We start from the raw sequence: 19,632 nt of genomic DNA, 5'->3' as shown, positions 1-19,632 counted from the left end.
CAATATTAGCGAAAGAAAATAAAGTATGTTTTTAAGGTTTATTCCTACAGATACGAAAACCTTGATCTGGCCCTACACCACTAGCTTCAAAATAATCTCTGTCGTCGTTTTTGGAGTAAGTTTCAAGGCCAATCCATCCGCCACCTCTTTGCGAGCGAAAATGTCCACGAGGTATTCCTTCATCTTCATACCAATCATCGCACCATTCTCTAACATTTCCTGTAAGATCATATAAGCCAAGCTCATTGGGGCTTTTAGTGCCTACACGATGTGTTTTACATCGGTTTTGTTCTAGAAGACGGTAATCCCATTTTTCTTTTAAAATAGTATCTCCACTATTTCTCCAATACCAGGAAATCTCATCAATATTGTTGCTTCCACTATATGAATAATTTTTACTTAACTGACCGCCGCTTGCAACATACTCCCACTCGACTTCAGTGGGCAAGCGATATCCATTTGCTTTTGGATTTTTCTTGACTAGCCATTTAATACTATCGAACTCGGAATCATTAAACTTGTCAATAGAATCTTTATAAATTTTATAATAAGGTCTCAATCCTTTTGCTATGCTTTTTTTGACACAAAACTCTACACAATCATACCAACTGACCATTTCGACAGGTAGACTATCTCCTTTAAATCGAGATGGATTGTTTCCCATAACCGCTATCCAATCCTTTTGTGTAACTTCACTTTTCGCTATGTAAAAATCATTCACATAAGCATTTTTTCCATATAAATTAGATTGCTTATTTATAAAGGTTCCTCCTTTGACTAAAATCAAATTATCATTTATAATTCTCTTCGTTTCTTCCTGGTTACAGGAATAAAACATCATTAAGAATCCAGCAAAAAAATAGAATAAAACTCTTTTCATTATTAAATCAAAAAATTAATAGCCTTTCTGTTTTTAATAAACTTGTAAAACCATAAAGCCGAAACAATGAATCGGCCTTATAGTTTTTAATTTTTCATGTACTAATTACCAAATACTCGCATTAATTTTTCCCCAATTACCGGTATAAGATTCGATACCGAAAACTTGATAATCAAAATCCCTAAGATTTCCCCATTCTGGTTTATGACCACCATACTTATTCCAATGATTAATATGTGCTTGCATATGAACTTGTTGATTAGAACCAGTAGAAGCATTACCGTGCTCACTTATATATTGATAAAATGTTTTAGTCCCTAAAATTGAAGGAGCATTGGACCTTAATTGTTTCTTGAATTTGTAATTCTTATTATTTACAGTATAGTTTCTGTTTTGATTTTGACCTGTAATACTACCTTTTTCTACCACATAATATTCTATAAGTGGCGTTTGTGTCCATCCATATACACCAACAAAATTGTACGACCCTTGCAGCAGTCCTATGTTATAGTTTATTCTTCTACCATTACCTGTTGACCATCCTTTTCCTCCAACAATATCTTGATTATTTTTATATTCAATCTCAAAATTACCACTGTATTGATTGGCTTGAGGAAATCTAAGTCTACCCCATCCTCCTTCTTTATAAATGGTCCAAAAATAACCTTTATTATATCCATCGGTACGATTATCGCTAATGTAGCCATTACTATCTATCGATTTTTGTTCGAGTTCTATTGTTTCTGGCAGGTTATCAGAATCCAAATCGTCAGAGCAATTGGTAAATAAAAACAAACAAAATACTGAAATGCTTAAAAGTGTTTTCATAATTACATGTTTTAAAGTTAGAGTGATTCAAAAATTCATATTCAATTATTATCAATAATCTTTTGAGATTAATTGATTATGAATACAAGTGAATTTGTGTTAAAAATTTAGTTAATGCTCAAAATTATGATTCAATATAAAAACAATTGATAATTTTATTCATTTTAAATCTAATTCTACGAAAACTTTTCGTAAACTCATAAAAACCTGAAAAACAATTATTTATATGTTTCATTCTGAAGGTAATGATCCAACTTACTTTTAAAAATACTATCTTCTAAGAAGTACTCTAAGAAAATGAAATACCTATTCACTTCCAATCCTTCAAAAAGAGGTAGCTCTAAAATATTTGAAGCAATCTTTACAAATTTTGTTGCAATTAGAACTTCACATCCTTACAAATTAAATTATTAAGATTACTTTACAAGGAAGCTTCATTTACTTGATCTTTACGAATAACTTATTAAAACCTTTCAGAAAATTTTGATATCTCAGAATAAACAACTCTTAGCCATTATTTAGTCAAAAACATCTTTAAAAACTAGTATGAAAAAAAAGAGAATCACATTAAAGGATATTGCAAAAAAATTTAATGTTTCCATTGCGACCGTTTCAAAAGCTCTTAATGATAGCTATGAAATCAGCAATAGCACTAAATCTATGATTCAGGAATATGCAAAAGAGCTCCAATACAAATCCAATAATAGCGCTTTTGCAAATGAAAGACATAAAAGCACTAAAACGATAGGTGTAATTATACCCAATATGCTTAATCACTTTTTTACCAAAGTTTTTGTAGGTATCGAAAAGATTGCAACAGAAAAAGGATATAATATTATTACATGTATTTCTAACGAATCTAGAGAAAAGGAAGTTGCTGCTATGGAGCTATTAAAAAATTCAGATTTAGATGGATTCATTTTATCAATTGCAGAAGAAACACAAATCAAAAGAGACTTTAAACATTTTCGGAACGCTATAAATCAAGGAATTCCAATCATAATGATTGATAGAGTTACTGATGAGATAGAATGTGATAAGGTTATTGTAAATGACGAAGAAGGAGCCTTTAATGCTGTTAATTATTTTATTAAAACCAATTGCAAAAACATTGCAATAGTTTCTAACATACACCAACTTAGTGTTGGAAAACTTAGACTAAAAGGGTATAAAAAAGCACTTACGGAAGCGGGTATCCTAATTGATGAAGACTTAATACTTAAGGTTGATGAATTCAATGATATTAATACTTTGCTAAAAATATTGCTTGACTCGAAAAAAGTAGATGCGATACTGTGTCTTGAAGAAGATTCTGCCGTTAGCACTCTAAAAATGGTATTATCTAAAGGATATAAGGTACCGGAAGATATTTCTATCATAGGCTTTACTAATGGTGTTCTTCCTCGTCATGTAACACCATCTATTACCACTGTAAGTCAACACAGTATTTATCTTGGTGAAGCTGCTGCAAAAATTCTTATTGACAAAATAGAAAACGAAAACATAGAAACCTCTTATACTACCAAAGTAATAAAAACAAACCTAATCGAGAGAGAATCTACAAAACGTCTTCATTAACAATAGGGCAGGGGAAACTACTTTATCATTTTAAATAATCGAAAACTCAAAAATACTTGTGTTTTCATATTCTTCTCCTGCTTTTAGTAAAGCAGATGGAAAATGATGATGATTAGGTGCATCAGGATAATTCTGGTTCTCAAAACAAATAGCTGGAAAACTATCGTATCTTGTTTGATTTTTAAAATTCCAATTAGGGAAATTTTCTGGAGTATAAATCACTACTGCTGGTTGATTTGTTTTGATTTCCATTTGTAAACCACTCTTTGGAGCAATCAATCTAGCTTTGATTTTATCAATTGACGCTCCATTTTTAGCATTATAAATAAGGGTATCATCTATTAGACCAAAATTTTCTAATGATGCTAAGTTTTTAGGCTCTAAAAAATCAAACTTAGTATCATTAACTAATCTTAGCTCTCCTGTTGGTAATTGTTGCGTATCAACTTCTAAATATTCAGGGCAATCCAAAAACAATGAATGATCCAAAATATTATTTGAACCATTGAGATTAAAATACGCGTGATTCGTAAGGTTTACAAAAGTATCTCGATCCGAAAATGCTTTATAGGTAATCATTACATTGTTATCATCTGATAATTGATAGATTGCTTTTACCTCTAGATTACCTGGATATCCTTCTTCCATGTGCCTACTGTAATACGAAAAAATAACGGTATTTGTATCGTGATCGATCGAGTCAACTTTCCAAAATTTTTTATCAAAACCTTCTAACCCTCCATGCAAATTAACTCCTGCTTTTTCATACAACTCATATTTATAGTCGTTAAGCACAAAACCTCCTTTACGAATTCTACCGGCATACCTTCCGATAGAAGCTCCTAAAAACTTAGCACTTGGATGAACCGAGATTTCTTTATAGGCATCAATAGCGTCTAAACCGACTATAACATTGATAAATTCTTCTCTTTTATTCAGAATTTCTAAACTTACAATTGATGCTCCAAAATTAGTTAAGGTTAACTTAGTTCTTTGATCATTTGCGAGTACTATAGAAACACAATCAGTATATTCCTTTTTATCCACGATTATATGAGTCATTTTTCACAACTGTTATTTTATATAACTAATATTTGGCGCTACTATAACATTTTAAAAAACTTTTGTAAAGCTATTAAATATATTGGTTTACAATATTCTCAAACAGCTCTTGCTTGCCACTTTGCAAAGAAAACTCACCATTATCCGATGCTATTTCGTACAAATCCTTTAAATTTAATGTACCGTTTTCAAACTCTTTCCCTTTTCCAATATCAAAAGAACTATATCTAGCTGTTCTCAATTTTTCATACGAAGAAGAAGTAATTATTTTATCCGCAGTAATCAATGCTCTAGCAAAGACATCTGCTCCTCCAATATGTGCTAAAAACACATCTTCTAAATCTGTAGAATTTCTTCTTATTTTCGCATCAAAATTAACTCCTCCTCCTTGCAATCCACCTGCTTTAAGGAAGACTAACATAGCTTCTGTGACTTCTAAAATATTATTTGGAAATTGATCTGTATCCCATCCGTTTTGATAATCTCCTCTATTAGCATCTATACTTCCTAACATTCCTACACTTGCCGCTACCTCTAATTCATGCTGAAATGTATGCTGTGCTAACGTTGCATGGTTTACCTCTATATTAATCTTGAAATCTTTTTCTAAACCATATTCTTTAAGAAATCCTATAGCCGTAGCAGTATCAAAATCATACTGGTGCTTTGTTGGTTCCATTGGTTTTGGTTCTATAAAAAATATGCCTTTAAACCCTTCTGCTCTTGCATAATCCCTAGACATTGTTAAAAACCGAGCTAAATGATCTAATTCTCTTTTCATATCTGTATTAAGTAAAGACATATAACCTTCTCTCCCTCCCCAAAACACATAATTTTCTCCGTCTAATGCTATGGTAGCATCTAATGCCGATTTAACCTGAGCACCTGCTCTTGCTAAAACATTAAAATCGGGATTAGTTGCTGCACCATTCATATATCTAGGGTTAGAAAAACAATTTGCTGTACCCCATAATAACTTAATGCCAGATTCCTTTTTCTTAGTTTTTACATAATCGACAATTGTGACTAACCTTTTCTCTGACTCTAATAACGATGGGGCTTCTTGAACCAAATCGAAATCGTGAAAACAAAAGTAATCAAACCCCATTTTGCTAATAAACTCGAATGCTGCATCCGCTTTGTCTTTTGCTGCTTGAATTGGATCTGAAGATGTGTCCCAAGCAAAGTTTTGGGTTCCCCATCCAAATGGATCAGCCCCTTGACCACAGAAGGTATGCCAATATGCTATTGCAAATTTAAAATGTTCTCTTAGCGTTTTTCCAGCTACAATTCTTTCAGGATCATAATACTTAAATGCTAAGGGATTATCAGATTCTTTCCCTTCAAATTTAATTTCACTTATTCCTTTGAAATACTCTTTATCTCCTAGTAAAACCATTACTTATTTTTTAAAATTCTATTTAATTCATTTTTCCATCTTTGGTAAGCTAACTGATAATCATCTCTATTGTGTAAAGGATGGTAGGTCATGACTTTATCATTTTTTATTATCATCTCACCAATATCCTTAAATGCACCTTGAGCCCATCCTGCAGCTCTAGCTGCTCCTATTGCACCTGTTGTATTATAAATTTCTATTTCTTGATCTATTAATGTAGAGACTGTATTAGAAAAAATTTCTGATCTAAATAAATTATCATTTCCAGCCCTTAACACCTTTATATTCGCACCATCTTTTCTTAAAATTTCCATTCCATACACAAAAGAAAATGCAATACCTTCTAATGTTGCTCTACATATGTGTGATCGGGTGTGTTTATTTAAATTGATATTGCAGATTTGAGTTCCTATTGTTTTATTTTCAAACATTCTCTCCGCACCATTACCAAAAGGTATTATTTGTAGATTATTAGATCCTACCGGAACTTCTGAAGCAAGCACATTCATAGCCTGATATGAATTAGTTTCTAGGTTAAGGTTATCTTTTAACCACCTATATTGAATACCTGCTCCATTAATGCATAGTAACTTACCAATTATTGGCTTATTCTCACTATAATTAACGTGCGCAAAATTATTATACTTTACAGGTTCTTTTCCAGATACATTATCCGTTACAGCATAAATAACACCAGAAGTACCACCTGTTAATGCTACTTCTCCCGGATTAAAAACATTGAGAGATAAAGCATTGTTAGGTTGATCACCTGCTCGATAAAAAATAGGAGTTCCCTTTTGTAAACCACTTTCTTGAGCTCCTTTACTATTTAATTCTCCTTGGTTCGAAAACGTATCGACTATATCAGGTATTAAGCTTGGGTCAATGTCATAATACTCTAACAACCATTTTGCAGACTCTTGTTTTTTGTAATCCCATAGTATTCCTTCAGACAACCCTGATTTAGTAGTATTAATTGTACCAGTAAATTTATAAGCGATATAATCGCCAGGCAACATAAATTTATATGCTTTCTTATAAATACCAGGTTCATTATCTCGTACCCATTTTAATTTAGACGCAGTAAAATTTGCTGGAGAGTTAAGTAAACTACTTTTACATTTTTTTTCTCCTAATTCTTTGAAAGCCTTATTCCCGATATCAACTGCTCTACTATCACACCAGATAATTGAATTTCTCAATAAACTCCCTTCTTTATCTACCAAAACAAGACCGTGCATCTGATAAGAAATCCCTATTCCTATAACTAACTCAGGAGAAATTGCATTTTCTTTTAATAATCGTTTACTAGCAATACAAACATACTCCCACCAGAAATCTGGATTCTGCTCTGCCCAGTCCTTGTTTACTGAGATAATATCCATCTCATCCTTTGGCTCATTTATTGAAGCAATACTTTTGCCGTTCTCTGAATCAATCAACGCTGCTTTAACAGATGAACTTCCTATATCAAATCCTATATAATACATTCAGTAATTTGGTTATTGGATATAAAAATCTAAAATCTATACCAATTACAATGGATAAGTTATGGATATGAACGAAAACTCGTAGGTAAATTTTCGTAAAAAACGACAAACAGGAACGTGCATTTCCTTTATAAATAAGAACCAATTTAGTACAGATATCCTTATGGAATAGATTTTAAGAAAAGATATCTGCCATTTCTACTGAAATTAAACAGTGAAAGCTCTGTCCGTTAAAGTAATCTCAGTTATTAAAATGAATTTCCGTCTTGATCACTAACTCTAATCAATTCATTTCCTTTTCTTAATATAAAATGTAATCCATGTCCTTCTTGCCATACACAATCACACAAGATTTGATCATAAATCTCATTATCTCTCCGATGTCTATCTTTAGTAATAATAATATCGGTTGGTGTTATGTAGCTCCAAACTTTTTTGGGCTCATCAAGCGACAAAAGAGGTAACCTACAGCATCATTAAATGTTTTCCAATCATCAAAAGCCCTTTCGGCAGCTTCCTTTTTATAGATGAATCAATATTCATAAAACTCGAAAGTGTTTGATCCACTATATTTAGATCTCTATAGGAAAACTCTATAAAATCCAATCGATATGGAACCTCCTTGTTTTCAAAAAAAAGGGGTTGCTATTGGTTTCATAGCTATTCAATCCTTTTCTAAAGGTCAGTTTCCAATATCTTGCTTTAGTATTCCTAATATTTTCGATTTCATTATTCTCTGAATTTATTGCATAATATTTCCATCAAAGTCTAAATATCCTTCTTTTACCTCCGACGATCCTTTTTTTCCTATCCTATAAAGAATTCTTTTTTCTGGAACTACAGGAAATAGTCCGTCATATTTCTTCTTATTAATAGGTACACCAGAGTCATTAACAATAAACTTCTTTCTGTTTTCAGTAACTATAAATAATCGTTTTTCTGGAATTCTGAATACACTTTTAAAAGATCTTTTGTGCAATCTATTTCCGTTTATATCAGCAATAAAGACTTCGTTCGGACGAGTTACAATTTTTCTATCAATATCCTTACATGTCTTCGAAAACTCTTCCACTATATTCCCTTGATAATCTAAATATCCATCTTTTTTATCTACAGAACCATAAGATCCTATTCTATAATAAACCACCTTTTCTTTATAATGAGGATATAACATATCATATTGATTACTATCTAACTTTTTTCCGTTGTGATCGATAAAGAAGTCCTTATGATTTCTGGTTGCCATAAATGTTATCGGAGCCTGCTTACCTAAAACTCTAATACTTGTAAATGGTTTATTATGAGTTATTCTTCCTGTATAATCTGCCATATAGTATTCTTTACTCTTTTTTTTAAGTTCTATACGCTGTGCTTCTTTATGAAAACTTATTGTTTCATAAGAAGAAGGTATGATATATTGCTTCTTGTTCATATCATATAGACCATACAGAGAATCTTTAACTTTCAAAAAAGATGTTTCTTCCATAGGGTATATACTTTCATATTTAGGTTTTAAAACAATTTCACCTTTTCTATTTGCCCATCCGGTATATTCTTTCTTTTTATTTGTCTCTGTATTTTCTTTGTTTACAAGACTATCAATAGTTAACAAAAACCCTTGCTTATAACTTCTAATATTCTCATATTTTGTTGGTAAAATAATTTTTCCTTTATCAGAAAGAACTCCTTTGGTATCCCAACCTTCGTCACTTATAAAAATATATGTAGAATCAATCCTATCTCTGTATGCTGATCGGAATCTGTTGAAATATGATTTCAATTCTTTCTTTAAAGGATAGATTCCTAATTCTAATCGTTCTATTACCTGATAAAATTTAACAGCAAGTTTTAGGGGAACATTCTTAGAAAAAGAGTCTTCTTTAATTTGGAAAAGTAAAGTATACCCTTGATACTTTCTAAGGACAAAAGGTTTATATATTTTATCTTTTGTTTGTAATACGATACTATTGTTAGTTTGTATGATAATAGATGCATCGGGATAGCTTTGTATAATTTCCTGTAGCTTTTTATCTATTGATACATTTGTTATCGAAAAAACTACCGAATATGTATTGTACTCCTCTAAATAAAAGCTTTTTGGCAACCGTTTCTCTACAAAATGATCTGGTCTCATTTTATCTTTTAAGCTATTATTCACCTCTTTTTCTATCTTTTTAAATAGTTCTTTTTCCTTATCGGTTTGTAAAAAGGGTGCTACTTGTAAGAAAACTGATTTTAGATCTAAGGTTTTTACTTCTGAGATACTATTCACTGAATTAAAAATACGGTAAAACTCTTTTAACTCTTCTATATTTTTGTTTTGGCTTTCGGCTTCTGCAATAGCATAAGTTTGGTCATTTATTTTTTTGACACCAATAAATCTAAACTCATTAAAAAACTTAAATAATATTAAATCACCATCTTTAAAGAATACCTCTTGTCTGTAATTTGGAGCCACCGCTATATAATCTGCTATAGTAACAGGTTGTTTAGATGTTATGATACCTACATTCATATGACCATAAAAATGATCTTTGTATTTTCCTAAAGTAATTCCACCGAGAAGGCTATCTTTTTTCAATGAATATAGCGATGTCTTTTCTCCAGATTCTCTGAGATATTTGGACGTATATTCTAATGGAATTGAAATCCCATAATCACTTACTTCAATAGCGGTTACGTATCCATCTACAGTTCTTTTCTCTTCATATAAAAAATCTTGCGTAAATTTATCTTGCTCCTTTTTCTTTTTGTTATTTAAACTTTCGATCTTGGCTTTAATAGTTCGTAACTTATTATCATTCTCAGATACTTTTCCTAAATTTAATTTTATATAATATCTGGCAGAACTAGTTAATGATAAATTCATCGTTAACTCAATAATGAACCTGCTTTGATCAATAAGATGTAATGCGTTATCAGAATCATCTAGGATTTTTAATTTCTGAAAATCGATGCGATCTTTTTTCTTTTTCTGAGTAGTATAGGCACTGATATAAGATACTTCTGCTGCATCAGTCTCTAAAAAATAATAAGATTTTTTTGACAACGAATCTATTGGGAGACTCCAATTAATAGATTTCATAATATCTTTCGGGATATCGTGAGAAAGGCTATCTATAATATAGTATCCTTTTGTTGGTATAATTTCTTGATTTTCTTGAGCATATGAATTACAAAGTGCTAAAAAAATAAAACCGAAAGTCAATAATTTTGAAAAAGGAAATTTTGGCATTTTACTATATTTCTATTTATAATATTCATTGTGCGATACGCTTGTCGACGATAAATTCTTTTTTCCATTTTGAGATTTTTGAAGTAATATTAAAATATTCATCAAACTCTGATGCTGGAGTTTCTTTGTAGTATTCGTTCAAACTTTTAATAAAATCAAATAGACTTGGAGCAATTACATTTCTGTCATTATATTCATTCCAATAGCTTATTAATTGTCCTTTTTGTTTAGTAAAAATACCTTCAGTATCATAACAAATATAACTTCCGCCGCCATTGCTAAATATTGGTAACCAATTTTTATTCCACCAATTTTCAATTTCAAAATCATACCCTATCATCTCAGTTAATTCCTGATTTCCAGACAATACTTGTTCCAACGGTTCGAATTGTGAATTATTTACAAATGATTCATAACAAGTATATTCTTGTCCATTTTTCCATAAATAAAGTTCTTTTAAATCTTCTGGTAATGTAATGCTGTATTTAACTTCTAAATCATAAATTTCGGCTTCTGATAATGGTTTCTGAAGTTTACTATAATATTCAGGACGTTTTTCTCTTAAGTTACTATCTAATTTCTTTATTTCAGTTTTCATCGTATTATCAGTACAGTTTATAAATACAAATAAGAAGAACAATAACACTATCCGTTTCATGTTTACTAGGTACTTTAAAATATAGCATTTTGCAAAAACTACATATTTCTTAAAAACAGTTATTAGAATTACTTTATATAATCTTGATCAGCTCCTGCCCTAATATTAGCTTCTTAATCACTTAAATTAAATACAATTTTCAACAAATTTTTAGTTCCAAAACTTGCTCCATTAGAGCCTTTATTTGTTTCAATTTCTACAACATCAGTACCTGTAAATCCTTCTTTCGGTTTATATATGTATAAATGCTGGCCAGTGTTATGATTTCGTTTTATTTCACTTATTTCAAAATGTTTTGCTTGTTTGTGAATCCAAGAACCTTCTTCATCACCAAAGAAACCTAAATCGTATTCATATATCTCTGTATTAGAAGAATTCATGTTTTTTTCGATTGTCTTAGAGTCGATATTGTTACAGGAAACCAAAATCAAAACTAATCATACTTCTATTTATCATCTTACCTAATTTCTCTTTTCAATAGTTTTATGTTCCATTCTCCTTTATTTTTAATGATAATGTGCATTAAATTTTCGGTTTTGTTTGATACAGGATAAAAAATCGTTGTATAGATTTCTACCTTGTCCATAGTAAGAGGGTTTTCGGTAATTTGAACAAAAGCTTTTTCTTCAAAAAGTCTTTTCTCCAATTCCTTATTAGCACGAATAGTCTTATTTTCTAATTGCATAAGTTCACCTTCGTTACCGCGATTCACCCATAGTATTTTTGTTTTATTGTTCGTTTCTATTTTTTTAGAAAATGTAGGATATTCAACTAAATCCTTATACTTCTCAAAGTATTTTTCTAACCCATTTTTCTTTAGCTCATCATAATATTCCATAGCTCCCGTACCACAATAAAATATTCTGCTTTTTCGCTGTACTAATAACGTATCTGTTCCGTTCTCAAACCGAAAATTATTCAAATACTCCTCGTATGGAGATAACTGATTCTGATTTACAGTCAAAACAGTATCTTTTTCATCTGTAATTTGTATCTTTTTATTTTGCGAAGTACAAGATACTATTATGACGATTATGGTAATTATTACGGCATAATCCTTCTTAAAACCTAACATCTATTTTATTTTGTTTTGCGTATGGGATTGCTATTCCCATAAGTGCTTCCCGCTTTACATAATATTGATTAACAGAACGCTCTAATTTTTTCATAGCTGCATCTAAATCTTCAGATGAAGCTTTATCATCCATCAATTTAGCAATTTTAATATAATCATTTTCATAAATTGATTGCACAAGCTCGAAAACTTCTAAAGAGGTTTTTATCAAGTCTTCTGTTTCTGAAGTTACTTTTAGTTCTTTAATTTTTTTAATATCTTCATCTAAAAAGGTCATTTTCATTCCTCTTATATGGGTTTCATAACTATCCGTAGTTTTAAATTCTCCCTCATCAAAACTACCGTATAGCATATTTGCTTTTTTAGAAGATTTCATTTCTGCAAAATCTCTAGCACCTAAATTATGATACCTATTAGTGTTTAAAGTTGTTCTACCAAAATAATTTTCCGGTGTATGCAGATTACAAGCTTGAAAACATATTACTAATAACACAAAAATGTGTTTACTTTTTACTATTGTGTTTTTAAAAATTCTTCTCATAGTTTCTAAACATAAATTAATCAAAAATGAAATGGTTTAAAACGGTTAATTTTATAGTTAAAAGAGTTTCAAATTATAAATTGACATTTGTACTATTGATATCTAAGTTTCTTTTATTAATTCTATCATCTAAGTAGTCCCTAACAATATGAATGTTGACAGAAATATTATAATACCCAGAATAGAAAGACTTGTTGCAACAATAAAACGTTTCGTTACTGAAGCTTTAGGAAGAAAAGCAATACTACCAAATGATATCGTAATAATCATACACAGTATAAAGCCTGCTCCAAGTATAATACCTTCAAAAAAACCGCTTAGACCATCCGCTCCATGATACGCAAAAAATGCATTATAGATAAACAAACCTAACAACAGTATAGTAAAGGTCAAAAAAACATAAAATGGCACTTTCATAGATTTATCGATTTTACTTAATACGCTGATATTTTATAATTTCTGGTATTCTCACGAATCACTTGAGATTCGAATCTCATTTTTTCATCTGGTGATATAATCTTTATTTCGCGATCTGCTGTAACTTCAAACTTACCTTCAAAAATTATAAATTCAAAATTAGTATAATCCGTATTTAAAGTATTAAAAGTAACTTCTCCTAAATCGAAGCTTGTTCTATAACTAATAATACTATCAGAAGGATTCACATATATTATTTTTATCCAACCATAACTTTTTTCTGGTACATCCGAATCAGATACGGACTGAGTAATAGATCCATAATATTTATCTCCTATTTTTGGCAAACTTGTAAATTCAACAAAATCATTTCTAAGCTTAATTGCTTTTTGATTAAAATAATAAAAAATAGTTACACATATCAATACGACTATTATACCCGCTACAGCGTTTGTAACTTTTCCAAAACGAGAATATTTCTTTTCTGCACCTGGCACCGGATAATCCATCGCATACTGTTTTGCGCTTTGCTTCATTTCATAAGTCCAATCTTCCTTAGGAATATCGATTCCGTTAGATGCAAAATAAAAGACTACCAATGGCTTCTTTTTTATATTTACTGATATTCTAGAAGATACTATCTGTTTATATAACTGTACTTTTATCAGTTCCCTTGTTTCACTATATGGAGATACAAACTTACTCTCGAAACTTTTATACAGTTCTATAAACTCTTTCCTTCTTAACATTGGTGTATTCTTCTTGGTTTAATCTCATCAAAAAAACTTTCGAATTTATATTAAGGCCATCTTATCGACAATTTAATGTTCGTCGGATTCATATTAAACCTTATTAATTACGACATTCCAATGTTAAAAAGAAATACTGTAAAAATGGTTCCATCTTATAATTTGAAACCTATAACTGTTATAATCACAGTTATAAATTAGGGGAGAGCAGACTTAATACGAAACGTACACTTAATCTAAAATAATATGTTTTTTTTGATACTCTGAAGGTGTCGAGCCCACTAGGTTTTTAAAAACCCTATTAAATGAAGTTTTGCTTGAGAAACCTGCTTCATAACCAATAGATAAAATTTTATACTGTTCGTATTTAGGGTTTTTCATAAGTGATTTTGCCTCACTTACTCTGTATAAATTAATAAAACTATTGAAGTTTCTATGAAAACACACATTCAATACTTCAGAAAAAAGATGAACACTCATAGACAAGTCACTTGCTATATCTGATTGTTTAATCTCATGATTCAAATATGGTTTTTTATTATCCATGTAATCCAAGATTTGTTGCATATACAATTTTCGATCGTCTTGGGTAAGTGAAGAATTCTGATAAGAAGTAATATTAGTGTTTTTTCTGTTTTTAGTATTCTTAGCGATCCTTTTTAACTTTACCTGTAATACTTCCTTTTCATTTGTTAATAGCTCTTTATCTGCTTTTAAACTCAAAGATTCAGATATAAGTCTTTTCCTTTTTTTCTTATATATTACAAAAGAACTTATTAATAAAATCAATAATACAAACCCAAAAAACAAGTATATCTGTTTTTCTCTGGCAAGAAATTTAAGTTCTTCTGTTTGCTCGGTTAATAATTCTGTCTTCTCTTCTGATTCTACTTCTAATTGTTTTTTTTGGGCTTTAGAAAGCGTATTAAGATATTCTTCATTAGCCACAGTATAGTACTTCTGCTCTTCTAAAGATTTTTTGAAATCTCCCTTAATCTCATATACTTTAGCAAGTAATTTATGAGCGTTTTTTCGTATTTTAAAAAAATTTCCAGAAATAGCAAGATCTCTAGCTTCTATTAGATACGAAAAAGCTTCCGATGGTTCGTTGTTACGAACCAAAGCATCTCCTATAAGTATTAGAGCAGTCGCTTGATGTTTTTTAGAATCTTCTTCAGTAATGGCGGTTAATATTTCTTTACAATAAAAAACTACCTTATCATACTCCTCTAATGCTAGAAAACTATCGCTTAAATTTAAAAGAATACTTATAATAGCACCCTTACGATTTAGTTTCACTGCTAGATCTTTAGCTTTCAAACTATACGTTACTGATTCGCAATATTCTTTTTTACTAGAGGCAGCAATTCCTAAAGCATTATAAGCCATCATCAAATAATGCTCGGATTCATCTATTGTTGACGCAACTGCAACCACTTCGTTCATAGTGGCAATCGCCTTATCATATTCTTTTATCTTATTATATAAATTACCTAGGTTTGCTAAAACTATAAGCTCTGCTCTTTTGTTTTCGGGAAGTTTACTTAGGTTATCTGAAACTTCTAAGTACTTTTCGATAGCTTTATCTAATTGATCGACATTACTATAATAAATCCCCAAATTCACTAAGACTTGGTTCTTTAAATCATCTAATTCGTGTTTATTGGCAATCTCTAAAATAGCCTCACAATATTCTTTAAAGGTTTTAAAATTTCCCTTCTGATGAGCTTTTACAGACAACTGTTGATATTTAGAAATACTATCAATAGACAAACTGAATTTAGCTTCTTTAACTGTAGTAATTGTATCTAGTTCATTTTGCGCAATTAAAGAAAATGGTATAAAAGCAAGGATTATGTAAAGTAGAATACGCATTTATTAAAAATCAACTGGTGATAAACTGAAGTATAAAACAAATGTATGATGAATATCTGTTTTTAGAAAATAATTTGATTTAGCATTCCTTGTTCATGCTTCCCAAATAAGTTAAAATATGTTGATTTGTAATCTATTAAAAAAAACAACCCTCAGGCTAACTACTTCCTGAGGGTCTGAATTGAAACTAAATTATAATATTTAACACAAACTCAACTTATACATAATTATGATTGCTTCAATTTTGCTGTTTTTTTGGTTAGGTTTTTACGCCGCGAATATAAGAGCTAATCTTCAAATATTTAAATGAATTTAGAGTAGTAATACACATTTAACGATGCCTTAATACCTCATTAAAATTCTTGAGATTAACTCACTAAAAATCAAGCTTTACTATATATTAGTGTCTTTTCTCTCTAATTTGTTACTATATTCTTAATGATTTTTTCTATAAAATCTAATAACTCGCTAATTGTTTGATGATAATTGATCAAAGTTCGTACCGAACTTCATATTTTATAGTTAAAATTTCGCGATAGATAAAAGAACCCTCAGGATAAATATCCCAAGGGTTCAGATTGAAACAAATCAGTATTAATAATAAAATACACAAACTCAACTTATTATTATACTATGATTTATGGTTGTTTCAATTTTGCTTATTAATGTGGTTTATTTTTTTGATAATTAAAATAAAAGACTCCTGAGCTAACTACTTCTCAAGAGTCTCATCTTGAAAAAAATGTTTGTTTATATTATAAACAAACCCAACTTATAATTGTTATAATTTATTTCTATTATCCTATTGTATTGTAACATCAAAGGATTGTGCAATATCTGTGTCTCCACCAGCATCAGCTAATGTTCCATCATTAGGCTTTGTAGGCTGGTGACGTAACGTAACAGAAAAACTACCTGTACTAGCATCTGTGGTAGTAAGATTAAAAGTAATTCCAACTGGATTAGTTCCAGTATTAGGCGGATAATCTGCTTCCGTATCTGTATACATTGTTGTTGCGTTTAAAGTACCCGCTACCACAAAAAAGAATTGGTGCTCATCTGCTTCCTCTTCAATTTCTTCATTAATATTTTCTGCTGGTGTTTCAGTTTCATTAAGTAATACTACCTCTCCAGCATACGTTGTATTGGCTGATAATGGCCCAGATATGTCAATCACAGGTGCATTAGGTCCATCAGGTCCATCCAAGTCGCGAGATGTTAAGGTAACTACATCTGTTCCTGCAGTTAAAGTAACCGTCATAGTCGTTATAACCTCTTCTTCATTTACTACTGCGGGGTTGTCATCATCGTCAGAACAAGAATACATTAATACACTTGCGATTGCTAACATTGATAAAAATTTACGTGTGTTCATCATTTAAAAAATTTAATAGTTAAAAGTTAATCTCAATAAAAAGTTTCGTCCTACTTCATCTGCAAAATAGCGTTGACGGTTCAGATAGTTTCTATATTTATTATTTGTAATATTATTTATGGTTAAACCAATATTCAACTCATTTTCTTTAAAAAAAGGAGTCCTAATATCTGCATTCATATGCAAAAGATGATAATCACCAGGAGGTGTATTAATATCTAAAAGAACATCTTCTTGTTCTTGAGGTGAAAAAACAATGATATTATCGGGAAATTCATTTTGTCTAAAGGTATAATCGCTCTCAAGACTCATCACTAAGCCCATCCAATCTTCTTTTTGAAAAACTATACTATTTCTAAAATTAGCTGCAGGAATGTTAATAAGAGGTATTTTAGTTTCAGTATCTTTTCCTTTCACCAAAGAAAATTGATGATTAGTATGCCAATTAGTATGCCATTTCTTAGTCAGTTTAGCATCAATACCTAATAATCTCGCATTCGTTTGTCGATATTCCCAAACGGGAAACGCTCCTCTAATAGAGAGTTCAACATCTGTAGGTTCTAATAGGATATAATCATTAATAAAATTAGCATAAGGAGCAATTTCCCAAGTCCAATTCTCATCATTTTTCTGAAAAGAAAATGAGATTTTATGAGATGTTTCTTGATCAATCCTTAGATCTCCCAGTTCGATTCGAGATGCTGAATGATGCAAACCATCACTAAATAATTCTGAAGGGTTTGGCGCTCTTTGAGCTAGTGCATAATTACCTCTTAACTCATAACTATCTTCGAAAACATAATTAAACCCAGTGGTTGCCGAAATACTATGATAATCAAACTTTGGATTTGTAAGCCATTGTGTACCTTCATCTGCAATAATAAGATCATTAAATTCTTGATCGTAGCCTTGCTCCTCCCATCTGGTTTTTATATAAAATTTCTTAGCATCGATTTGGTTATAATCATATCGAACCCCTGCATCGATAGTTACATTATCATTGATATCGTATTTACCTGATACGAATAATCCCGCATCAAATTTATCATAATCTGGAATTAATCTTCTTGCTCTTGTACTAGGATCAGCAAAATTATCTTGGTAACGCATTACTATCCCAAAATCTAGATTATAATCAAATTTAGAATCTAAAACGAAGTCAGAAGTCAGCGTATGTGTTGTAAGTTCCAAATCTAAACTTGGAATTTTTCTTAACTCTTCAGTTTGTCTAATATCAAATTCGAAGCGTTGGTTATGTTGAAAATCGTATTGGGTAGTCCATTTACCTAATTTCTCAAATCTTTTAAAGTAACGTAGTCTACCCAGATGATGTGTAACATCTTGTTTTGGATTATCTATAGTATAAGTGAAATTTTCTATAACAGATGGTTGCCCACTATTAATGGATTCAATAAGGTCATCTGCATTTCCAATATGGGATGCAGCGAGAACTCCTATTTCGTTTTGGTAATATGAATAATACACATCCCAACCTTGAGTAAATTTATTATTTCCGAAGGATAAGGATCCTCCTCTTTCAAAAATACTGGTGTTAGATAAAACATAATCAGGTGCTTCTACATCACCAAATCTTTTTAATGTTCCTTGCGCTTTCAAAAACCAGCCAGATTCATATCCTTTAATTATCTCCGAAGAGATGGCTCCACCTCTACCGTTAGTAGCACCGGTAACAACAGTTTTTCCAAACAATGTGTCTTTTGCTGCAATTTTGTTAGGTTCCATAACAATAACTCCTCCAATAGCATCTCCTCCATAACGCAGTGCTGCTGCTCCTTTAACTACAGTTACATTACCAGCCGTATTGATATCTACATTAGGAGCATGTTCGTCTCCCCACTCCATATCTTGCATCCGTACACCATTATTCATAATTAATACTCTACTTCCACTTAAACCTTGAATAATCGGTTTTACAATCGTAGAGCCTGTATTGAGAGAGGAAACACCTGTAATCTCTCTAAGTGCATCTCCTAAAGCTGCACTACTATATCTTTCGATAACATCTTTGTTAATAGTCTCTTCTTGGGAAGAGGATGTTTTAGTCTTATTATTACCAGAAACCTTTACTTCTAGTAATTCGTTCAAATGGTGTTCTAAATAAAAGTCTTTATTTGAAACCTCATTTATATTAATAGTAACCACTTGAGAATTACAATCCTCGTGTGATATGGTAAAGGCATAAGAAGTGGCACAAAGCCCTGTCATTTTATACATCCCGTTACTATCAGTTTTAATTGTTGTACTATTAAAAGTAATTGTTGCTCCTTCTAGAGGCACTCCATCGTGGAAATCAATTACACGACCAGAAAGTGTTTGATTACAATCTTGAGCGAATAAATGATTGACTACTAGAAGAAACACAATACATAATGTGTTTCGTTTCATTCTAAAAATAAAAAAGGATCTCTATTGCCAATGAGCAATAGTAAATAGGTATAATAACCTGATT

At 30.8% G+C, this 19,632-nt stretch carries 17 protein-coding genes; 1 reads left to right on the top strand and 16 read right to left on the bottom strand.

The features are described 5' to 3' along the window. Positions 1 to 31: 31 nt before the first annotated feature. Complete coding sequence (locus tag Q0921_RS18105) at positions 32 to 880, bottom strand: formylglycine-generating enzyme family protein (RefSeq protein WP_299259382.1); 849 nt, start codon at positions 878 to 880, stop codon at positions 32 to 34. Between the two features lie 105 nt (positions 881 to 985). Next, positions 986 to 1,708 (bottom strand): glycoside hydrolase family 11 protein, encoded by a 723-nt coding sequence (locus Q0921_RS18100; protein WP_299259381.1) that lies wholly within the window; start codon positions 1,706 to 1,708, stop codon positions 986 to 988. Between the two features lie 546 nt (positions 1,709 to 2,254). On the opposite strand from Q0921_RS18100, the gene Q0921_RS18095 reads away from it, so the two are divergent. Next, positions 2,255 to 3,286 carry a LacI family DNA-binding transcriptional regulator gene (locus Q0921_RS18095; RefSeq protein ID WP_299259379.1) on the top strand — a complete coding sequence of 344 codons (1,032 nt, stop codon included), beginning with the start codon at positions 2,255 to 2,257 and terminating at the stop codon, positions 3,284 to 3,286. Positions 3,287 to 3,316: 30 nt separating this feature from the next. Here Q0921_RS18095 and Q0921_RS18090 read toward each other — a convergent pair whose 3' ends face one another. From Q0921_RS18090 to Q0921_RS18025, 14 genes are all read right to left on the bottom strand, one after another. After that, the gene (locus Q0921_RS18090; protein WP_299259377.1) at positions 3,317 to 4,348 is read right to left on the bottom strand and encodes an aldose epimerase family protein; all 1,032 of its coding nucleotides are present in this window, start codon (positions 4,346 to 4,348) and stop codon (positions 3,317 to 3,319) included. Between the two features lie 73 nt (positions 4,349 to 4,421). Next, a complete protein-coding gene (gene xylA / locus Q0921_RS18085; protein ID WP_299259375.1) occupies positions 4,422 to 5,747 on the bottom strand; it encodes a xylose isomerase in 1,326 nt (441 codons plus the stop codon). After that, the gene (locus tag Q0921_RS18080; RefSeq protein ID WP_299259373.1) at positions 5,747 to 7,237 is read right to left on the bottom strand and encodes an FGGY family carbohydrate kinase; all 1,491 of its coding nucleotides are present in this window, start codon (positions 7,235 to 7,237) and stop codon (positions 5,747 to 5,749) included. The genes xylA and Q0921_RS18080 overlap by 1 nt, the downstream gene beginning before the upstream one ends. A 248-nt stretch (positions 7,238 to 7,485) precedes the next feature. Further along, positions 7,486 to 7,692 carry a hypothetical protein gene (locus tag Q0921_RS18075; protein ID WP_299259371.1) on the bottom strand — a complete coding sequence of 69 codons (207 nt, stop codon included), beginning with the start codon at positions 7,690 to 7,692 and terminating at the stop codon, positions 7,486 to 7,488. Positions 7,693 to 7,979: 287 nt separating this feature from the next. Continuing rightward, positions 7,980 to 10,472: a WG repeat-containing protein gene (locus Q0921_RS18070; RefSeq protein WP_299259369.1), complete on the bottom strand. Its 2,493-nt coding sequence runs from the start codon at positions 10,470 to 10,472 to the stop codon at positions 7,980 to 7,982. A 25-nt stretch (positions 10,473 to 10,497) separates the two neighbouring features. Then, positions 10,498 to 11,070 carry an SMI1/KNR4 family protein gene (locus tag Q0921_RS18065; protein WP_299259367.1) on the bottom strand — a complete coding sequence of 191 codons (573 nt, stop codon included), beginning with the start codon at positions 11,068 to 11,070 and terminating at the stop codon, positions 10,498 to 10,500. Between the two features lie 173 nt (positions 11,071 to 11,243). After that, positions 11,244 to 11,510 (bottom strand): hypothetical protein, encoded by a 267-nt coding sequence (locus Q0921_RS18060; protein WP_299259365.1) that lies wholly within the window; start codon positions 11,508 to 11,510, stop codon positions 11,244 to 11,246. Between the two features lie 77 nt (positions 11,511 to 11,587). Next, positions 11,588 to 12,205 (bottom strand): hypothetical protein, encoded by a 618-nt coding sequence (locus tag Q0921_RS18055; protein WP_299259363.1) that lies wholly within the window; start codon positions 12,203 to 12,205, stop codon positions 11,588 to 11,590. After that, positions 12,192 to 12,746 (bottom strand): hypothetical protein, encoded by a 555-nt coding sequence (locus tag Q0921_RS18050; RefSeq protein ID WP_299259361.1) that lies wholly within the window; start codon positions 12,744 to 12,746, stop codon positions 12,192 to 12,194. The genes Q0921_RS18055 and Q0921_RS18050 overlap by 14 nt, the downstream gene beginning before the upstream one ends. A 129-nt stretch (positions 12,747 to 12,875) precedes the next feature. Further along, a complete protein-coding gene (locus tag Q0921_RS18045; protein WP_299259359.1) occupies positions 12,876 to 13,163 on the bottom strand; it encodes a hypothetical protein in 288 nt (95 codons plus the stop codon). Between the two features lie 17 nt (positions 13,164 to 13,180). Further along, positions 13,181 to 13,912 carry a hypothetical protein gene (locus Q0921_RS18040; RefSeq protein WP_299259357.1) on the bottom strand — a complete coding sequence of 244 codons (732 nt, stop codon included), beginning with the start codon at positions 13,910 to 13,912 and terminating at the stop codon, positions 13,181 to 13,183. Positions 13,913 to 14,143: 231 nt separating this feature from the next. Beyond that, complete coding sequence (locus tag Q0921_RS18035) at positions 14,144 to 15,787, bottom strand: tetratricopeptide repeat protein (RefSeq protein ID WP_299259355.1); 1,644 nt, start codon at positions 15,785 to 15,787, stop codon at positions 14,144 to 14,146. A gap of 802 nt (positions 15,788 to 16,589) precedes the next feature. Continuing rightward, the gene (locus Q0921_RS18030; protein ID WP_299259353.1) at positions 16,590 to 17,162 is read right to left on the bottom strand and encodes a type 1 periplasmic binding fold superfamily protein; all 573 of its coding nucleotides are present in this window, start codon (positions 17,160 to 17,162) and stop codon (positions 16,590 to 16,592) included. 12 nt (positions 17,163 to 17,174) lie between these two features. Next, positions 17,175 to 19,568 (bottom strand): TonB-dependent receptor, encoded by a 2,394-nt coding sequence (locus tag Q0921_RS18025; protein ID WP_299259351.1) that lies wholly within the window; start codon positions 19,566 to 19,568, stop codon positions 17,175 to 17,177. Between the last annotated feature and the right edge of the window lie 64 nt (positions 19,569 to 19,632).

The organism is uncultured Aquimarina sp., assembly GCF_947496855.1.
Taxonomy (GTDB): Bacteria; Bacteroidota; Bacteroidia; order Flavobacteriales; family Flavobacteriaceae; genus Aquimarina.
The sequence above is the reverse complement of the archived record's forward strand: the minus strand, read 5'-3'. Positions and strand labels throughout refer to the sequence as shown.

Excerpts from the sequence above, each read along its gene's own strand:
- Q0921_RS18045 (WP_299259359.1), bottom strand. The coding sequence starts at position 13,163 with ATGAAAGTGCCATTTTATGTTTTTTTGACCTTTACTATACTGTTGTTA.
- Q0921_RS18035 (WP_299259355.1), bottom strand. The coding sequence starts at position 15,787 with ATGCGTATTCTACTTTACATAATCCTTGCTTTTATACCATTTTCTTTA.
- Q0921_RS18070 (WP_299259369.1), bottom strand. The coding sequence starts at position 10,472 with ATGCCAAAATTTCCTTTTTCAAAATTATTGACTTTCGGTTTTATTTTT.
- Q0921_RS18025 (WP_299259351.1), bottom strand. The coding sequence starts at position 19,568 with ATGAAACGAAACACATTATGTATTGTGTTTCTTCTAGTAGTCAATCAT.
- Q0921_RS18105 (WP_299259382.1), bottom strand. The coding sequence starts at position 880 with ATGAAAAGAGTTTTATTCTATTTTTTTGCTGGATTCTTAATGATGTTT.
- Q0921_RS18100 (WP_299259381.1), bottom strand. The coding sequence starts at position 1,708 with ATGAAAACACTTTTAAGCATTTCAGTATTTTGTTTGTTTTTATTTACC.
- Q0921_RS18030 (WP_299259353.1), bottom strand. The coding sequence starts at position 17,162 with ATGAACACACGTAAATTTTTATCAATGTTAGCAATCGCAAGTGTATTA.
- Q0921_RS18095 (WP_299259379.1), top strand. The coding sequence starts at position 2,255 with ATGAAAAAAAAGAGAATCACATTAAAGGATATTGCAAAAAAATTTAAT.
- Q0921_RS18090 (WP_299259377.1), bottom strand. The coding sequence starts at position 4,348 with ATGACTCATATAATCGTGGATAAAAAGGAATATACTGATTGTGTTTCT.
- xylA (WP_299259375.1), bottom strand. The coding sequence starts at position 5,747 with ATGGTTTTACTAGGAGATAAAGAGTATTTCAAAGGAATAAGTGAAATT.
- Q0921_RS18065 (WP_299259367.1), bottom strand. The coding sequence starts at position 11,070 with ATGAAAACTGAAATAAAGAAATTAGATAGTAACTTAAGAGAAAAACGT.
- Q0921_RS18050 (WP_299259361.1), bottom strand. The coding sequence starts at position 12,746 with ATGAGAAGAATTTTTAAAAACACAATAGTAAAAAGTAAACACATTTTT.
- Q0921_RS18055 (WP_299259363.1), bottom strand. The coding sequence starts at position 12,205 with ATGTTAGGTTTTAAGAAGGATTATGCCGTAATAATTACCATAATCGTC.
- Q0921_RS18060 (WP_299259365.1), bottom strand. The coding sequence starts at position 11,510 with ATGAATTCTTCTAATACAGAGATATATGAATACGATTTAGGTTTCTTT.
- Q0921_RS18040 (WP_299259357.1), bottom strand. The coding sequence starts at position 13,912 with ATGTTAAGAAGGAAAGAGTTTATAGAACTGTATAAAAGTTTCGAGAGT.
- Q0921_RS18080 (WP_299259373.1), bottom strand. The coding sequence starts at position 7,237 with ATGTATTATATAGGATTTGATATAGGAAGTTCATCTGTTAAAGCAGCG.